Genomic DNA, 17,776 nt, shown 5'->3' with positions numbered 1-17,776 from the left:
TTAAAATATTACATCTCAAAAATTTCGCGAAAAACCAAAAAAACCACATAAAACGACAAAAAAATATAGGAAAAACTGTGCGGTAGTATTATAGGCCCCAGTCAAACGCGACATTTTTGTTAAATTTGAAGCCAAATTTACGCGTCGACAAACCGAAAAGCGATGCATTCTTTACCCAGAAGATCTACGATACAATTCTGTGAATAGTTAACCTAGGCGCTACGCATTGATAGAAAAGCAGGTTGCAAGTACGGAGAAAAGATTTCAAAACCACTCTGGTATACATACTGTTCTGAAATCATCAATATCGAATTAAGGTAATTTTAATCTCACACGCATCTATAAAACCTATTAGAGCATATTTATGGCATTTTTGGCCCATTGGTAGTCAGGTGCAATAGTGGTCGCCGCATTTATGTCCGCTTTGGCTTGAGCTTGGTTGCCCAGCTTTGCATGCGTTACGCCCCGCCACACCAATGCGTCAACATAACCCCAAGTACGCTTAAGATTATTGGCTTGGTAGGCGATTACGGCACGGTCAAAAAAAACCAGCGCTCTGGTTTTCCCGCCACCCCATTCTTCAGGGGTATAAAACCTGTTAATCCCTGTAAGGAGCATTACCATAGGATTGTTAGCTCCAGTGGCCAAGGCGCGAGCTTCGGTGAAGCCAGCTTCTAGACCGTATTCCATTGTTTTTTCTCGCTCCATGGTGGTTAGCATACCGTATGTACTTGCCAGCAGTGCCCAAGCTTCAGCGTTATCCGGGGCAGTCCTAGTTTCTGCTTTCAGGTCATTTTTTAGTTCGTCCAGCAGAGACTTTGCTTTGTCCATCAGGTCACCGCTCATAATCAAACTGATCAACCGGTATTGAGCGACAAATTGATTATTGCCCTGAGTGGTTTCTGCCAGAGAGGTGAGCTTGGCGATATCTGCGGTTTGATAAGCGTTTTCGATATTGCTTAGATGCTCATCTGCACCCGCACAAGTCCATGCTGTAGCTGCCAACAGTAGGCTAGCGACAAATTGTCTAAAGCACTTGTCAAACATATGTTTATCCTTGCCGATTGCGGCTGTATTGAGCATGAAAGTGTGTGAGCTGAGGAAGCCAGAAAGTATTTAGGTTTGTCACTAGTTTAATTGTCATTTGAGTAGACTGGAGGAATCTGTCACCACCAAAGTATAAAAAATAATGCAGTGCAAAAACTTGAAGATTTTTAATACATGTTGAGGTGATTGTTTCAGCCTCGCACTACTTGCCTTCACAAGTTGCCTCAAAGTTTCGCAGAAGATAATTATCACAAAATCTGATAGCGACGAATTTTAAATTTACTTATGATTGGATATGAAGTTTTGTCTAAACTAATCAGAATTATCAAATACATGAGGATAGATATCATAAAAAAATCCTTAAGAGTTTTTGATATGAAAGATCACTAGTGAAAGCTTCGGCATCCAGCATATTTGAGCCAGCATCAATGGACTCCTCGGCTAGAGCTCGAGATAAGATTTGGGTTCCTCGACCGGATAAAACACTTGCGTACATAAATAGCTCCTCAAAATGATGTTCTCCCCAGGTATTTCTACCTGTGTAGTTGTACACGTACAGCTGAGGATGCACCACAGGACACAATGCATCAAGATCAACCAATTGTCTAATAAAAGCCCTGTCCTCTTCGACATCTTGTGAGCTATACAAAATTTGATGGTCCAATGCATAACTTTTTTTACATAAAACGGTCGCTTCCCATGGTCTTGGTAACGAAACATACGCCCTACCATTAATTTGGTCATACAAAAGAAGATAAAGCAGTACAGATGCGTTTTTACCCGACTCCCTTAAATATTGCATTTGCAGCGAAAGCCGGTTCTTATGATACCAATCGTCATCGTCCCAAATGCAGAAATATTCGCCGTTCGCTTGTCGAATTGCAATATTTCGTAAATCACCCAAGGTTAATTGATCATCTTTGTGCTTATACTGGTAACCAATTATGTTTGGAGCCATCATTCCTTGCATAAAAAGGTTAGTAGCAATATCGTCACGGTCATAAACAACTAATATTTCTTTATTTATATATGTCTGAGCTTTAAAACACTCGATAGATTTTTTCAAAACATCAACCCGATTTTTAGTGACGCATATGCAGGTAATTTTTGCCATTCCTTTTCCTCAAGCGACGTATTTTTTTAGCAAAAATCAGTCAACAAACCTATATAAATAATAATAAGTGGGCGAGACCCCAAATTGTTGGACGTGTGGATCCACATATTTAGGCTGTCGGGAAATTAGCTGATAATTATTTTCGGCAAGAAGATTATCGTAAGGGAGATTTGTTCCATCTAACTCGAATGAAATAAGTTGTTTTCCTTCATTTCTACCAGCATTGGGGACGATCATAAGATATTGAACCTTCTGCTCCCTCAGAAGACGGATCCACCACTTAATAGAATCTGTGCGACATTCCGAAAAGCTGTGAATATTTACCGCCAAATCAATTTTCTCATTCTTTATTCGGTGCTCCACTTCGTCTAACAGAATCACCTCTGTTTTATTCGCAACCTGACGAAAGTTAAGATAATACTCTGACAAGAAGGTCGACTCGGCAATGGCATCCACACAGAAGTATTTTCCAATATGTGGCATCGCTTCTGCTACACGATATGCCAATCTTCCATAACCAGCCCCAATATCAAGGATATTGAAATTCGTTCGCTTACTTATACTCAAATGTTCATCAAGAAAATAAATTTCAAGTATCGAATCTAACAAATCCCGACTGACTGTTAACCCGTCACCAATAATATAACGATAAGCGCCGAAGGCTCCATCTTCCGTCAATTTTTTTAATAAGCAGAGATAATCCCGACTAAGCACATACTGCGTAGTTATTTGATAGTTATCTATATGGTTATTGTCTCTCACCTGCCAGATATATGCATTATCGCCGCGAAAATACGGCCACTCCATCTGAGATTTGGTATACACCTCTGTCCATGTGGAATGAGAAACCAGCGCATTATCGAAACTAGAATATTTTTCCCTCAATTCTAGAATTCGAGGATGATCCATCCGCAATATTTTATCAGCCCCGTGAGGAAGATGACCCGCGACATGTGAAGGTGGTGGTAGCATCTGGATTATCGCTCTTAGTCTCAATATATTATTCTTGCTTCAAAATACAAAAATCAACACTACAACAAGCGCATAGTCAATGCCTGCTCAGCAGCATTATGATTTATTTAAAATCGTGCGTTTAAGACAAAATATTCCGGTTAATATTTTCACATATGTAAGCACGATATAACGCACAATTCTTCATATCAATATCTGATCCGCTGAGGAGCGCCAAATCGCCCTCCCCCCTAACAGGGTCATAGATATAAAGCGGCTCATTTATAAATTTTATCTTGCCATCCGAAAGCTCAATAGCCCGAGAATTTATTATCGCTTCATAACCTGATTGTAACCAGGTCTTATCGTCCCTATCTAGATAATAATCAATTTCGACTTGCTTCAATAAACCTCTTTTGGCGGTGCGCAGCTGCATCCACGTTTGCGCGTGAAAAAGATTCCAAGGATCGCTGAAATCATTTAACAAGCGATAATTTTGAGGGCTTTTTAAATAGTTTTTCCCTTCAGGCGTCGCTAGTCCGATATCACCTAGTTGTTCTAGAGTTGTTTTAAATGAACCTATCGTTTTCAGTGTGGAACCATCTGAGTACGCTTCGTCAAGGACACCAAAAGTATCCAGGCTATCATTCAAATAGTCACACGCATCTATATCTATTATTATTGAATGATCATTGATAACAATATTGTGTATGACATTGAAATAATTACGAGCCGAAAATTTCCTTACCCGATTCTTAATTATCACAATATCAAAACCAGATTTCTTTAAAAAAAGCAGCATTTTTTCCAATGCATTATCATCCGAGCCATCATCGATTAAAACAAACCCAATATTCCTATTTTTGGCGCACAATATAAGTTTATCAACACAACGCTGTAACCGATCTCCTACATTTCTAAACAAAATGCTTACAACGTATTGATTAGACAGTCTAGAGCCATGAAGAATATGAAGGTCATCATAATGATCAATTTTCGGATGCTCTATTCTGACCACATCTAATATCTCGGCTTTAAGGCTTAAAAGCTCGAATTCGTCACTCAGGACTCCATTGCTCGTTTCATATTGAGTAACCACGCCACAATGAGCCATCAAGTTACCAGCGACATTTGAAGACAAGTTATACTCAAGCGAGAGAAATTCACCATTTGAAGGAATTAAGCTTGTGGAGCTGAATGGGTCATTTATCGGATCCTCCTCAAAAATTTCCCCATATCGACTAGAAAGAAAGGCTGTGGACAGTTGTTCAACTACCGAGAATGTGTCATATACACAAACCTCCCGAGGTGAAATTAATTCCTTAACTGAGTTAACAATTTTGTCGCTTCTTGCAAGAGGGAACTGGAACACAATATTAATTGTGTCGATATTTTTATATTTTTCTAATTGTTTTTTCACTTTCTCAATCAGTTTAAAATAAGAGAACGGCTTGTAATGCCATGAAAAAAAAATCAGTAAGTCATTTTTCTTTTCCGCGTTACTTACAGCCGGAGCGGTCAAACTTATAATAGTATGTGGCTTCGTGATTTTATACGCTTCCCGATATAACCTAACTTGTTGGGCATTAAAGAAAAATATTAAGTCCGCGTACTTTAAAAGAGTAATTGTAGCTTTTGTGAGATTTAATATGAAGAAAACCTTAATAGAATCTGAATGACATGCACGAGCATCCATCTCTCTAGAAAAACCAAAAGACTCAACAAAATATATTTCAATCTTGCGAGTCTCACTGACAAAAAAACAGTTCAACAATGAAGCTATTTGCTCTTTATAGAAGGAATGATATAACGCCCCCAAGGTGGATTTAAACCTACCATCATCACTTATTATTTCAAAATTCAATTTATGTATATCTCGCATAATCGGTTTCTAAAGGATCCACATTATCAATCCAAAACTGTACAACTTTGAACTTAGCAACTAAATGAACAATTATAGCGAATCGGATGTAGGTATCCGATTTAGCTCGTCATAGATGCCCGCGGCTCAATAGTTCAAGCCCGAACACTTCCAGCAAGAATATCAAAACCATTGTTGGTTTGTACAAGTTGGGGCATAGAAAATTTTTATCTAAGATACTCAGATGAAAGGCTCCTTCGATATATTATCGACCTCCAATTGGGAGACGCAGCTCATTTCAAACCACACATTCTTTAGCTGTACATACTGGAAATTTCCAATTATTGGTATGGTAGCCCTAATTATTTTACTTAAAAAAAATTTTAGGATAAATTTTTAGTAATTTACTTTAATTTTTTTATAGTTTCTCATAGATTAAAGCTTCGTTTAATTAAACTAAAAATTGGATGGCCGCGTTAACCACTTGCTAAAAACATGCTTACTTTCACTACAATTGCAACAAACCCAACATGGGTTTTAACCTTGTTTGTAAAACTGGGTCCACTAATATGTTTATAAATTTGATCGCGCCTAATTGTCCATTTATTGAGAGGAATCTTACAAATACAAATTTTCGATAACTGGTCCTCTGACCTTAAAGAGAACTTAAAAATAGATAAACTGCGATCACTTCAATCCTCAACAGCATATCAATCCAAAATTTTACGGTCCACATTATCAAATCGAAATGCCCGGTATACATCTAACAATACGTCGTGGACATCCTCACCTCTTTTTTCCATGAAGTCATGGTTCGGCCCCGTAATATCATAAATATACAAAGGCTTATTAATGAATTTGACATTGGCACCTCCTGCGAGTTCGATCGCACGTGAGTTGATTGATGTGTCATGATCGGTTCTAAGCCATGCCCCAGTACTGCGGCTTTTAAAATAAGCTAAATCCACTCGCTTCAATAAGCTTCGTTTTGCGGAACGTAAATGAAGCCAGGGTTGACAGCGAAATTGATTGAAGGGCTCCGTCGTTTCGTTAAGCAACTGATAACTTTGAAATATTTTTTTAAATAACGCCTTAGATGCCCCATCGACTTGCTCACCAGCATCATCGGCGACGGTGGTAAACGAACCAAATGTTTTCAACACACCACTACCACTATATGCCGCATCCAACTCACCGAAAACATCAACCGCTTCGTTTAATTGATCATCGCCATCCAAATCGACGATAATAGATTCATCGTTGATCACCAGACGATTTATAACTAAATAATAATTGTGCGCAGCATACCGACGCTCAGTATTTTGAACTACACACACTGAAACACCATTAGCTTGTAACAATGCAGCTGCTATATTCACCACTCCGTCCGATGAGCAATCATCGACCAATACAACACCAATATCATAATTTTCACGAGTATTTAAAATGCTGTTGACGCAACGTATCAACTTTTCGCCCACATTGCGAAACAAAACACTCAACACATAACGGTTGTGTAATGGCGCCCCGTGGGTGATATTGATGAGTTCACTATTCACATCATAGTTTGATGAAGAGATGTAACATAATTCATTTTTTTCGAAATAAGCTTTTGGTACATAATCACAATAAAAGCGGGAACGTGAGTCACACCCAAAAGAAGCCGCAATCTTTGGCCACATTTTTGCTGAAATATCATAATCTATTGAGCGAATCTCAAAGCGCATTGCGGGATTACTAAGAATGTTGAATGGATCCTCAAAATCACCTTGATCCACGACTTCAACATATTGAGCTCTCAATAATTGGTTTTCAGTTTGAGAAAAGCTTTGTACATCTAGTATGCGCACTGAAAGCTTAGTATTTTTTTCCAAATGTTCGACTAGCTTACGGCTTTTGAGCAATGGAAACTGGCACACTATTACCACAGCGTCCAGCATCAAATCTTGATAATATCGAGATACAATCTCAGATAACCTTTTGCTTAGTTTAGGATATTCATAAGGCCTGTAATGCCAACCTAGCAAAATGGTCAAGCCTTGCCGCTCCGCACTCGACCTCGAAATTTTAACTGGATTGTTGGCCGATAATTGTAAAATCACGCTGGGCTTGGTGTATTGAAACAAAAGATCATAGAATCGACTTTGGTCTGGGCTCAAAAAAATAATTAAATCCGCATATTTCAAATAGGGAGCGCTGCTTTTAGTTAGATTAATCACAAAAAAAACTTTAACCGATGTTTCATTGAGAATAATATTTTCAAAATCTTCAGAAAAGCCAAAAGCATCCAGTGCATAGATATTTGTGGTCGGATTTATGTCACGTACAACGTATTCCTGCTGAATAGCCCGAATGATATCAGACTGATATAAATCCCAAATCAAGTTGCCCATTAGCGATTCAAAGCGCCCAAAATCCTTAATATATTTCACTGCATCTACACCTTTCTGTTATTGAGGAAAATTACCGCCATTTCCATTTAAATTTGATCACTATTAGCATTAAGATAAGTATTAAAGACAAAACACCCAAGTTATATGCAACATCATTAATCGATGGATAATTCATCATGGATTGTCTCAACAAATCACCGATATATGTCATAGGGTTTGCATAAGAAAAATATCGTACAACATCGGGTGCATTATCCAGAGGTACCATTAATCCAGACGTAAACATCAATAAGAGATTAGATATTTGGGTCAACACATTTGCAGTTTGCACTGATTGAGAAATGGAAACCAGAAGCACGCCGAAAACGGTCATAAACAAATTACCTAAGATAATGGAAGTGAAGAAGGCCGGAACATTATGGATTCCGTCCACTCCTAGTAAAAGCATCCCCGATGCGACAAACAAAAGGCTTAACACAATTCCAATTAAAATCCGCCAAACAATATATGTGAAAATCAGAGTTTCCATTCGCAGGTTGGCAATCGCTAATTGGACAAACACACCATCCGCACGATCAGAAGCCAAGGGCAAAGCTGAACTAAATAATCCCAACCACAATATAGAAAGTGCAAGAAAGTTAGGCAGATAGAACGCGATTTGAGATGGATTATGCGCTTCCGGGTCTTTGACATTTTCATGAGTGTTAGCGGACTCTATGAAGGAAAAGTTGCTTGCGGAGTAATGTTCAAAACGATACTTAGGTTTAACACCTGCTACAAGCAAATTAAATTGAGATATCAGCTCTCGGGCTAGTAACTCAGCAACGCTTCCCACTACTGGATTCATTGATGCGAATTTATATTGAACTAGATCAACACCATTATTTTCAGTGACGACTAATAACATATTAACTTTGCCTGATTCAAGGTTCTTTTGACTTTGCCCTAAATCCTGGCTGAATGAAACAGAAGCATGACGCGAAAATTCTGCACTTGACATAAGTTGCGTCACAAACGTTTTTGTACTGGAAACATCAGCTAGTGCAACAAATTCGATGAAAAACGCCTTTCCCGTTTGGCGATCATTATCAATAGTTGCTTCCCTTCCGGGGTTTTCTTGAACAGAAGCAGGGGTTTGCTTGGCAGGCAACAGAGAATATGAGGTAGTTACCCCCATAATCAAAGGCAGGAAGATGGTTAGTAACACAGCCACCTTATCGCGAAAGAAAATTTTAGCCTGGCAAAAAAGCAAGTAAGAAATTAATCCCATCAAATAAACCTACAGCAAATATATAACGTCCATTGACAAAACAGGGTAGGAGCTCTCAAATTCATACTTAACCCTGTCCACCTAAATCTGTCTATTGAGAATAACTTCATTTAAGGTGATGTTCGTCACCGATTAACCGGTGATGCGTACTACGACATCTTGCAAATTTGATGATCGTATCCCAACATCATAAATGGCAGAAGAAATTCGCGAATCTTGATAAATCGCACTTACTACTGAGTCAGCATGATCTGTCGTTAAATACAGTGCTCCATCAGAGAACCAATGAAAATACTCCAAGTGCTCAATTGCCTGTAGAACAGCATCAACACTTGATAAATCAAGAGAAAATCTGACAGTTTTACTCTTTAAGTATTTTTTACGTAGCTCTTCAGGGCTTGTAAATTCAATTATTCCACCGTCATGCAAAATTAAAATTTTTGTACAAATAGACTCAATTTCTGCAAGGTAATGAGTGATAATTAGAGTAGTTCGATTAGGAGCCCGTATTTGCCTCAGATAATCAACAAATCGATCTCGAGTGGAAACGTCCAGCCCGACTGTCGGCTCGTCATAAAAAGTAAACTCAGTGTCCTTTAAAACAGCTAAAGCGATATTCAATTTCTGTAGCTGCCCACCAGATAACATCCGAATCTCTTTGCCCTCTATATCGGACAAATCAACGCATCGATAAATATTTTCCTTGGCCAGTGGTCTGTTTACTATTTTTGCATATAGCATCAGCACTTCTTTTACTTTCAATTGCTTAAAGTGCGAGGACCTTTGAAGTTGTATAGCTATGTGCCTTCTAAATGCATCGCTAGTCAGTTTTTCACCGTTTAAATAATAACGCGAAGTTCCAGCTTGCGGCTCAAGTAGACCTTGCAAAATACTAAACAAAGTCGTTTTTCCCGAGCCGTTTCTGCCTACCACAGCGATAATCTCTCCCATACCTATACGCAAGGAAATTTCGCGTAGCACACGACATTGATCATATGCGAAGGAAATGTTCGCGCATTCAATAAATGTATTCTGATTCATATAGGTTTTTCTTCATGTCTGAGTTCATAGCACCACTCATACAGATCTTCCACGAGGGCGCTGACTAACTTACCGTAAACTCGACGAAACTCCAGCTTAGTAACGATAGACTCATTCAAAGATTCCGCTTCCGCAAGCAAGACATCTACGAAATACTGAACGCGCAAGACATAAATCGTAATTTCATGCGCTATCTTCTTCAATTCAGACCAGGCTGATTCGGTCTCAGAATCTAAGTACTCATCAATTTCCTCTCGCAGGCACTTAATCATGTAAATAAATTCTTTGGTGGAAACGCCCACTGTTTTGTTGAACATCGTAGATGTGGTCTTAGCAGTCTCCTTATCCAAAAGTCCAATTTGGTAGTGCCGAATAAGCTCATGTATCAATCCATTGATGCGATGAAAAATATCACCACGCCGCTCCAATAATTTAGTCCTATATGCGTTCATGTAGATTCCCCTGTGATCTGTAATAATCAATTTTTCTTCTTCGGTTAATTGGTAAAGGCTTAGCGCATTCGGTAATGCGGCTCATAGTCAGCGATTCATTCATAGTTGCCCTTTCGAGATCACCATCTATCAAACTGATATAAATATCTCCATAAAAATATGACTCGCCCATATTAGATTCTGCTTTGTTACCAACGCGCTTCGACACATTTAAAGCTCCACTGCTTTCGTAATGGAAAACTAAAACCGGAATGTTTTTGAACATCGAGATACTCGTAAACTGTATGTTCAAATCAAACATGTGAAATCTTGAAACCTCACCAATAACACCATTAAATCGGAGTTCAATGGCTTTCGATTTGTCAATCGAAACTCTAATTGAATCGCCAATTCGAGCAAGCTTCCTCTGATGTTTTAGGATCTGACTGTGCAACTCTTCCAACCCTATCAAATCGTAACATTGTAGCTGAAGCAAGTTGACGATAGGTGTTGCGGGAAACCCCAAAAATGGCACATTCTCTGCCATATGCGCCTCTATATGAGCATGCCTTTCTCTCAGCAATTCGAAATCTTCTGAGGGCATTAATTTGTAGTGACTAATTATTTGTCCAACAGGGAATTTGATTGAGCGCAGAAGATCACTCTGCATGGTCGCGCCCTCATAAAATCTCGCATGGTCATAAGTAGCTTCAAGATACAAACGGTCCTCAGAGGAAAAACCTAGACATCTGCGAGTCAAATTAGAATTTAAGACCTGATACTTTTTAATCTTCCCCAGCCCTGTCAAGAAAGTGTTTTTCATTGAAATTACAAAGTCACATTCATCTTTCAACTTGGGATCTAAATGCCAAGACTTAGAAAGGACTTGAGTTAACTGTTCGATGGGCATATAGCAAGACTCCTAAAGTAACGCGAGCAATTTATCAGTAAGGCGTTCCATCTTCGATACTTCACGAAAATAATTAGCTCTACGTTCACGAAAGTCTTTTACGGTATTAGCATCGCTAAGAACGTTTTTGATAATACCAACACTTTTGTTCGGCTCAAAAATCGGCGCCTGAAAAATAAGATTAATGTAATCATTATCGTTAACAATGTTTTCTAGAAATCGATTCCAACCCCAAGGAAACATTCGGAATGCACCTACGCTCTTCACGTCTCGGGCCATATTGCTATACCACTCTGGAAGCTTAGAGAAGACAGGCTCCAGTTTTTTAAAATTAATTGGTTTTGGATTACAAAGCAAAATACAAGGTGTCCCATAACTTATCGCAGAGGACATGGTGATGGACGTGACATTCGTTGTAATCATTCCATCAGCATTTTTTATAAAATTTTGATAAGCATCGGAATCAAGAGAACTATAATGTTTGTAAGTAACATTTGGAGAAAATTCGGATCGTTCCCATCTTTTTGGGCCGACATGAATTATCTCGACCGGAAGGCCGGTAGAAACTATGTATTGATAGATTATTTCCGGCATCCAGTTACGTAGTGCGATTACTTGTTCGGTTAAGCGTGGAGAGTACTCGTTGTATTCCCAGTAGGAATTGGCAATAAAAATACGCATCACTTCAGCCCGAACCTTATTTTCATTACTAGAATCTGGAAAGCTGGAGTCACGAATTTGAGGGAACAATGGACAATGCAAAATATTTAAGAAATCAGGCTGATACTGATTTAGGGGCACAGGACGTATCAACAGGTCGCAGTTTGCTGGATTATTTTTTTCAACGTAAGAAGGCTGGATGTCAAGCCAATCCCAAATCGGAACTTGGTCGCTACGAGAATATTGGTCCATCCCAGCTATTTTTACTTTGTAATATTTCAGTTGATCAATGTCAATTCCACTCCAATTAGAAGAGTAATTCATAGTCGAAAGATCGGCGCACACAAAAAGATCCGGTGCAGTATCTAACACGAAATGATTGAACGAAAGTAAGTTTACAAGCCTGTCAGATTTCTCATCAAGGCGCAAAACACTGCTGCATATTTCAGAAAAATAGGAAGCGCATAACCCGCTCACCACAGCATGCAACTGTATTCGGTCGTCTTTCATACGAAAACATGATGAAACTATAGACGCTTCGCCGCTCGATAACGTACCCAAGCAAACAATAATAATTTTTATTTTTTTCACATTATTACCATCTTTGATCTTGGTTAGCTGAATAAAAATTGTGCATCATAATGGCTATCAAGTGCTTGTACTCGATCAATAAATGCTGCGACCTTTTGGCGATGCCGATCTGTATTCGAAATCGATTGTATAACAATTGAATCAAGCTCATGCATTGCAAAAAGTTGTACGTCCTCTATTAGTTCGTAATATTCATTTTCGTTAAGATGCGAAAGAAAACTATACCAACCAACAGGAAATAATTTGAATGGATAAAAATCTTGTTTGGGAAATACCTTATCAACAACCTCCTTCTTTCTACTTACGTCGAATACTCGTTCATTTTTGCATAAGTAACGATTGCTGATATTAATCACTGGAACTCCGCTCAAAACAATCTTCGCTAGCGAAGTAGAAATGCCGTTAAAACCAACAACGCAGTCAACATCCCTAATGAGGTTTTCAAATTCAGCGTTTGGTATTGACCCAATATATATGTAGTTCTGTGGCGCAACTTTACCTTGAATAACGTCATAACCAAGACAAAGAAATTCAGCCTGATCACTCATTCGCATCATGAAATCTCGCAACCCTGTTGTTAGCCACTGATTGAGGCAGCCACTAGAATCGGGGTGGCCGCCTGCAAATTGCCAACTCGCTCCAATTACCAAGATTCGCTTCTTGTGCCTTTTGGATTTGCAACGTTTAATAACTCGCGGGTACGAAATCAACCCATAACGAAATATATTTGGGGAACTCGCAATTACTGGACAGCAAACGGGAACCGGTTGAATCAGTAAAGAATACCGTTCAAGACTGAGTTGGCTCATATGCTGGGCCAGATAACCGTAAGCATCCACTTTTCTGGTCGAATTATTGTAGTCGTATATATCGAAAGCGCAGACCTTGCCTGAGTAAATATCTAGATCAGATTCTGTCAAACCGTAATGACGATGGCAAAAACGATAATTCAAAAAATCAGCCAGGATTATTATATCTGGAGTAATATCACGCTCTATGGCTTGAAATAGCAAAAGGTTTATGGTCCGCGAATTCACAATTAGATTAAAATACCGATATGAAGTTTCCTTTAGCATATTGGTATGAAGCTTCGGGATGAGAAAAATGGATTCCATTTCTCTTTCAAAGCGCTTTGCAAACTCCAGTGCAATTTGCAGCTCCCCATGTGCCCAAAAACTCGTGACGATAAAAATCGCCTTCCGTTTATACTTCGACTGCAATAACATTCTGCAACTTCTCAAATTCAGACCATCCGCGATACTGGATATACTCTTTGTAAACGCCGCCACAAATATTACTATGTTCGCAAGTCCGACAAACCTCTCCATGCACTCTTGCAGTTTTATCCATGAAGGTTCCATAATCCTGGATTACGATATCACGGTATAGCATTTTGAATTTTTCTTCCTGCCAGTTAATCAGGTAGTTTTCATACCCCTTGATGACACATAGCGGAAACCCTTCAAGTGTGATTCTCACATTTGCTCGACTCGCTTGCGCGATGATTTTCGGTATCATGCTCAATAGATCCGAGTAATGTGGAGTCACATCATCAAAATTCCGGAATGCTGTGCCACCGGTATGTAATGCGGAAATGTTAATGTGGTCTACTTTTAATCCAATGATTACATCTACTAGTTTCTCGAAGTAAGGTAAATTGTCTTTCGAAACCACGCTATTCGTACGAACCTTTTTGCCAAGGTGTTTAATATTTCTAATACCATTGACGGCCTGAGTGAAACTGCCTTTTGATTGGGTAATTTGAGTATTAGTTTCCTCGTCCATACCGTGCAAGGAAATAACATATTCCACAACGTTCAAGTCGGATGTTTGCTGGGCAAAGGCTTTTTTACCAAGACGACGGCCATTGGTCTGGAGTATTACTTCCGGATAACCATACTCTTTGATTTTTTCCAAAATCTCAATGAAGTCTGTACGAATCGTTGGCTCGCCACCGTGTATGTTCACGCCTTCGAAACCCTTTCCACTATTTATCTCCAAATATTTGAAGATTACTTCCTTTTTTACACTATTGACTTCTATATACGGGGCATCGACGATACAAAAGTTGCATCGGCTATTACATACGTCCGTTAAATGGATGCTTAACATATTTCGGCGGGCCATAAACTCTCCTATTTTATCGGCAATAAAAGCATTAAAGATTACGCAGGGATCCTAACTCAACAATTTTATTCTGACGAAAGCCAGAGGCTCTTAAATAATTAACAAACGGCTCGTGTTCCAAGTTTTCTGAGAAGTGGACTGCTCTCGCTTTAAACTCTTCGTCGGTAAAAGTTCCCCAATTATTGATAGGCAGGAAAAGAATAGCATCGGCGTTCCAAGAGCAACCAAGATCGACAAACGCACCCATTTCACGCCAGTTATTTTTTTGAACTACGTAGTCCAATTTCAAGTAGGGAATAATATTTTGCTTACGCAAATCTGAAATCATCTTCATATTTTCCAACAAAACATCCCATCTACCCGGATAACGATTGATTTCATATGTTGCATCAGAGGCGCCGTCGATCGAAACCTCTAACCGCGAAATCCGCGACGCCAGATGTTGTATTTTTTCCCAACGTTTCAGATTTAACATTTGTGCGTTAGTATGAATGCGCAATTTTATATTGGAATATTTACGTAGGAGATCACCAGTCAAAAAATCCCAGAAATGGCGACTACCAAATGGATCACCGGATCCCGTAATGTAAACCTCGTCAATCTGCCCATTAAATTGTTCAATCAGCGAAGTTATGTATTGCATATCAGCGGTTCGACGTGAGCCATCACTCATAATCAGTTCTGTACGACATGTCGGACAAGCTAAATTACAGGAGCGGTCATATGCACAGTTTAGGGTCTGGGGATAAAAGTCGCGATCTGATTTGATAAGGTCAACGTATTTTTGCCACTCTAATTCCGACACGTATTTAACAGGGCCGTTTTTACTTGTCAGATGGGGACATAAGGTCTTGTTACAGTATGAAAATGTTCCATCGATTACCGACCTCCTGATCGCTCTTGCAAGCTTTCCTTTCCATACCGTTTCAACAATTTTTTTGTTCGGTATGCCATCGAAGTTTTGAGTTGAGCCGGCTGATACATTGAGCCAAGAGGAGCAACACAGGTACGCAGACCTATTTTTGTCATTCGATATTTCCATCCACTCGAACGGCTTAGTACAGATTAATCTTTTGTTTTCCATACAAAAAAAGCTCCAGAAAATTAATTAGGCTTATCAGAACTCTCGTCATCGAAGTCTTTGAAATCGTATTCGTCGCCCAGATAGTCAAAAACCTGATTACCTTGATCATCGACTGAAGGAGTGTAAACAGCTGAATTTGCGAGATAGAACTCCTCTATATCTTTATCTTTTAGAAATTCTATGTCCTGCTCGGTTAGGGCCTCAAGCATTTCTCGCTGCATATCTGTAAGATCCAGCTCCTGCAAAGTGCCAGTGCGATCCTGAAGAAATCTTTCTTTGAAATCGTCGTCTTTCACAATTTTTTCGATAGCTTCTATTATCAGAAGTTTTTTATTTTCAGACTCACTCATACTATGTTCATCTCCAAATGAATATATAAAAACATCACATCATGCATAGCTAAGAAACAGAGATCACAACTTACCCTTAAAAATAGAACGACCCATTTGACACTATTTTAATTCAGGAACCACTGTTGAATTGATATCGTAACAAACCGCATTAAAAAGTCTGTTCCCTTCCATGACACTACTATTAGGTAAAACAACACAATTTTTTAAGTTTGCACCTCTTTCAATTATTGATTTTTTTCCTACGATAACGTTGCATAGAGTAACCTCCTCACCTAGCTCGTATTCTGTACTGAATAGCACTTGTTCGCCTTGCTCTTTAATCATTTCCATATTGACCTGTAAAAGCTCTGCTGGTGTGGAAATATTCACATCACCCTCGACACAAACAACACAACGAACGCAGGCCCCCTGATTTATATAAACCTGAATAGCATCAGTTAGTTCCACTTCATTACGTACTCCAGAAACATGAGTTTCTTTTAAGGCTTTAAAAATACCTCTATCAAATATGTATGCTCCGGCACCTTTAACGTTATTTACCTTTTGCGTTGGTTTTTCTACCACGTAACTAACAAAACCCTCCGAATCAAAAGAGACAGAAAAATTCTTTTTCAATATATCGAAAGATTCCTCTATAGACGCAGCAAGAACAACATTTGCATTATGTTGCTGGAATTCTAGATACATCTTTTCAATGTCTAGCTTTCGAAAGTAAATATCACCTAACAATAATACGAATGCGCTATTAAGATAGTTGCTCAACAGAGATAGCGCATTTGCAATACCTAGCCTTTCAGGCTGGTAATAGTAGATAATTTTTATTCCGTATGCGCTACCGTCGCCCACCAATAGTTTAATCTGATCTTCACGATGCCCTACCACAATATGCACAGTATGAATGTCGATGTCCCTCAGATATTGAAGCTGATGCTCAATAACCATTTTTGATCCGACAGGGAGACAAGCTTTTGGAATATGTTCCGAAATAGGCCTCATTCGTATAGCATTACCAGCAGCAAGGATCACTGCCTCAAGGTTACGTTGCTGATTCATTTGATTAATCTATTCTTGATTATTATCTGGAATAAGAGAGCCAATACTGTGCCATAAAAAATCATGGAGCTAATTGTTTCGACCATATGGATCAAGCGAACCTCACCGCTAGTTATCACTGGATTTTGTGCAATATGCGCAATGTTCTGAGGTATCGCAACGAGAAAGACTAACGAAACGATCATAAACCAGAGCGGTCGATTATATATTTCTCGCAAAAACGTAAGAGCCAAGACACTCCACAAAAAACCGCGCGCTAATTGTAAAAAAAGCAACGCAGGATGTTGTTGGAATAAATTTAATGCATGGGCTGAGAATGATCGTAATTCTTCTTTCGAACCGTAAAACAACCTCACCTCTTCATGCGTCCATGCCAAGTAGTAACCGGCAATCACGTAGACAAAAATATAAATAACTGAACCGACTACAACAAACTTTGCTTTTTCAGGCAAGTTAATTGCTATGTGATTCGAGAAAACTGAAGAGGATGCACGATATAAATTCAGATACGTGGCTATGACAATTGCCAAAGGCGCCCCGAAAAAAAATAACCGAATTGCAAAATCTGTTGTAATTCCTATTTGATCCTTAAAATAAAACGTTTCCACTTGCATAACAAAGATCACTAACATGTAATACAGTGTTGCCGTATAAAGAATTTTGCGGATCCGGCCACCATTTATTGAATAATTTATAGTTGCCAATGCGACGTATTGAATCAAAACAATAATTATCAAGTTAATTGAATCGGAAAAGACTCCAGGATCGGATGTTTTTCCAGTATCCATCTGCTCGTCAATTAGAGAACCTGATGCCGCAAACACCGCTAATGCAATTACGAACCCTAAAATGTGTTTTATCAATATCACAAAAGTGCTTTTCATAAATTT

General features: G+C 38.9%; 16 protein-coding genes. All 16 read right to left on the bottom strand.

Features of this window, described 5'->3' with window-relative positions; translation table 11 throughout:
* Positions 1-351 precede the first annotated feature (351 nt).
* Entirely contained in the window at positions 352-1,083 is a 732-nt protein-coding gene (locus tag AC1RJL_RS01425) for a hypothetical protein (protein ID WP_492910964.1), read from the bottom strand.
* Positions 1,084-1,393: 310 nt separating this feature from the next.
* Positions 1,394-2,161, bottom strand: a complete 768-nt coding sequence (locus tag AC1RJL_RS01420; RefSeq protein WP_492910963.1) for a glycosyltransferase family A protein — start codon at positions 2,159-2,161, stop codon at positions 1,394-1,396.
* 36 nt (positions 2,162-2,197) lie between these two features.
* Positions 2,198-3,133, bottom strand: a complete 936-nt coding sequence (locus AC1RJL_RS01415; RefSeq protein WP_492910962.1) for a putative sugar O-methyltransferase — start codon at positions 3,131-3,133, stop codon at positions 2,198-2,200.
* Positions 3,134-3,254: 121 nt separating this feature from the next.
* Complete coding sequence (locus AC1RJL_RS01410; protein WP_492910961.1) at positions 3,255-4,994, bottom strand: glycosyltransferase family A protein; 1,740 nt, start codon at positions 4,992-4,994, stop codon at positions 3,255-3,257.
* A 689-nt stretch (positions 4,995-5,683) separates the two neighbouring features.
* Complete coding sequence (locus AC1RJL_RS01405) at positions 5,684-7,405, bottom strand: glycosyltransferase (protein WP_492910960.1); 1,722 nt, start codon at positions 7,403-7,405, stop codon at positions 5,684-5,686.
* A gap of 31 nt (positions 7,406-7,436) precedes the next feature.
* On the bottom strand, positions 7,437-8,636 hold the full coding sequence (locus AC1RJL_RS01400) for an ABC transporter permease (RefSeq protein WP_492910959.1): 1,200 nt from the start codon (positions 8,634-8,636) through the stop codon (positions 7,437-7,439).
* Positions 8,637-8,768: 132 nt separating this feature from the next.
* A complete protein-coding gene (locus AC1RJL_RS01395) occupies positions 8,769-9,677 on the bottom strand; it encodes an ABC transporter ATP-binding protein (protein WP_492910958.1) in 909 nt (302 codons plus the stop codon).
* The gene (locus AC1RJL_RS01390) at positions 9,674-10,129 is read right to left on the bottom strand and encodes a hypothetical protein (protein WP_492910957.1); all 456 of its coding nucleotides are present in this window, start codon (positions 10,127-10,129) and stop codon (positions 9,674-9,676) included. The genes AC1RJL_RS01395 and AC1RJL_RS01390 overlap by 4 nt, the downstream gene beginning before the upstream one ends.
* Entirely contained in the window at positions 10,116-11,018 is a 903-nt protein-coding gene (locus AC1RJL_RS01385) for a hypothetical protein (RefSeq protein ID WP_492910956.1), read from the bottom strand. The genes AC1RJL_RS01390 and AC1RJL_RS01385 overlap by 14 nt, the downstream gene beginning before the upstream one ends.
* A gap of 12 nt (positions 11,019-11,030) precedes the next feature.
* Positions 11,031-12,188: a DUF6365 family protein gene (locus AC1RJL_RS01380; RefSeq protein WP_492910955.1), complete on the bottom strand. Its 1,158-nt coding sequence runs from the start codon at positions 12,186-12,188 to the stop codon at positions 11,031-11,033.
* Between the two features lie 104 nt (positions 12,189-12,292).
* Positions 12,293-13,495 carry a DUF6365 family protein gene (locus AC1RJL_RS01375; RefSeq protein ID WP_492910954.1) on the bottom strand — a complete coding sequence of 401 codons (1,203 nt, stop codon included), beginning with the start codon at positions 13,493-13,495 and terminating at the stop codon, positions 12,293-12,295.
* Positions 13,473-14,396 carry a radical SAM protein gene (locus tag AC1RJL_RS01370; protein WP_492910953.1) on the bottom strand — a complete coding sequence of 308 codons (924 nt, stop codon included), beginning with the start codon at positions 14,394-14,396 and terminating at the stop codon, positions 13,473-13,475. Before AC1RJL_RS01370 ends, AC1RJL_RS01375 begins: the two co-directional genes overlap by 23 nt.
* 31 nt (positions 14,397-14,427) lie before the next feature.
* A complete protein-coding gene (locus tag AC1RJL_RS01365) occupies positions 14,428-15,480 on the bottom strand; it encodes a radical SAM/SPASM domain-containing protein (protein ID WP_492910951.1) in 1,053 nt (350 codons plus the stop codon).
* 20 nt (positions 15,481-15,500) lie between these two features.
* On the bottom strand, positions 15,501-15,830 hold the full coding sequence (locus AC1RJL_RS01360; protein WP_492910950.1) for a hypothetical protein: 330 nt from the start codon (positions 15,828-15,830) through the stop codon (positions 15,501-15,503).
* A 102-nt stretch (positions 15,831-15,932) separates the two neighbouring features.
* A complete protein-coding gene (locus AC1RJL_RS01355) occupies positions 15,933-16,886 on the bottom strand; it encodes a sugar phosphate nucleotidyltransferase (protein WP_492910949.1) in 954 nt (317 codons plus the stop codon).
* The gene (locus AC1RJL_RS01350) at positions 16,883-17,770 is read right to left on the bottom strand and encodes a hypothetical protein (protein WP_492910948.1); all 888 of its coding nucleotides are present in this window, start codon (positions 17,768-17,770) and stop codon (positions 16,883-16,885) included. Before AC1RJL_RS01350 ends, AC1RJL_RS01355 begins: the two co-directional genes overlap by 4 nt.
* Between the last annotated feature and the right edge of the window lie 6 nt (positions 17,771-17,776).

This window comes from Cellvibrio sp. GW822-FHT04B05, assembly GCF_058800985.1.
The sequence above is the reverse complement of the archived record's forward strand: the minus strand, read 5'-3'. Positions and strand labels throughout refer to the sequence as shown.

Excerpts from the sequence above, each read along its gene's own strand:
- AC1RJL_RS01425 (WP_492910964.1), bottom strand. The coding sequence starts at position 1,083 with ATGCTCAATACAGCCGCAATCGGCAAGGATAAACATATGTTTGACAAG.
- AC1RJL_RS01420 (WP_492910963.1), bottom strand. The coding sequence starts at position 2,161 with ATGGCAAAAATTACCTGCATATGCGTCACTAAAAATCGGGTTGATGTT.
- AC1RJL_RS01415 (WP_492910962.1), bottom strand. The coding sequence starts at position 3,133 with ATGCTACCACCACCTTCACATGTCGCGGGTCATCTTCCTCACGGGGCT.
- AC1RJL_RS01410 (WP_492910961.1), bottom strand. The coding sequence starts at position 4,994 with ATGCGAGATATACATAAATTGAATTTTGAAATAATAAGTGATGATGGT.
- AC1RJL_RS01400 (WP_492910959.1), bottom strand. The coding sequence starts at position 8,636 with ATGGGATTAATTTCTTACTTGCTTTTTTGCCAGGCTAAAATTTTCTTT.
- AC1RJL_RS01395 (WP_492910958.1), bottom strand. The coding sequence starts at position 9,677 with ATGAATCAGAATACATTTATTGAATGCGCGAACATTTCCTTCGCATAT.
- AC1RJL_RS01390 (WP_492910957.1), bottom strand. The coding sequence starts at position 10,129 with ATGAACGCATATAGGACTAAATTATTGGAGCGGCGTGGTGATATTTTT.
- AC1RJL_RS01385 (WP_492910956.1), bottom strand. The coding sequence starts at position 11,018 with ATGCCCATCGAACAGTTAACTCAAGTCCTTTCTAAGTCTTGGCATTTA.
- AC1RJL_RS01380 (WP_492910955.1), bottom strand. The coding sequence starts at position 12,188 with ATGAAAGACGACCGAATACAGTTGCATGCTGTGGTGAGCGGGTTATGC.
- AC1RJL_RS01375 (WP_492910954.1), bottom strand. The coding sequence starts at position 13,495 with ATGTTATTGCAGTCGAAGTATAAACGGAAGGCGATTTTTATCGTCACG.
- AC1RJL_RS01370 (WP_492910953.1), bottom strand. The coding sequence starts at position 14,396 with ATGGCCCGCCGAAATATGTTAAGCATCCATTTAACGGACGTATGTAAT.
- AC1RJL_RS01365 (WP_492910951.1), bottom strand. The coding sequence starts at position 15,480 with ATGGAAAACAAAAGATTAATCTGTACTAAGCCGTTCGAGTGGATGGAA.
- AC1RJL_RS01360 (WP_492910950.1), bottom strand. The coding sequence starts at position 15,830 with ATGAGTGAGTCTGAAAATAAAAAACTTCTGATAATAGAAGCTATCGAA.
- AC1RJL_RS01355 (WP_492910949.1), bottom strand. The coding sequence starts at position 16,886 with ATGAATCAGCAACGTAACCTTGAGGCAGTGATCCTTGCTGCTGGTAAT.
- AC1RJL_RS01350 (WP_492910948.1), bottom strand. The coding sequence starts at position 17,770 with ATGAAAAGCACTTTTGTGATATTGATAAAACACATTTTAGGGTTCGTA.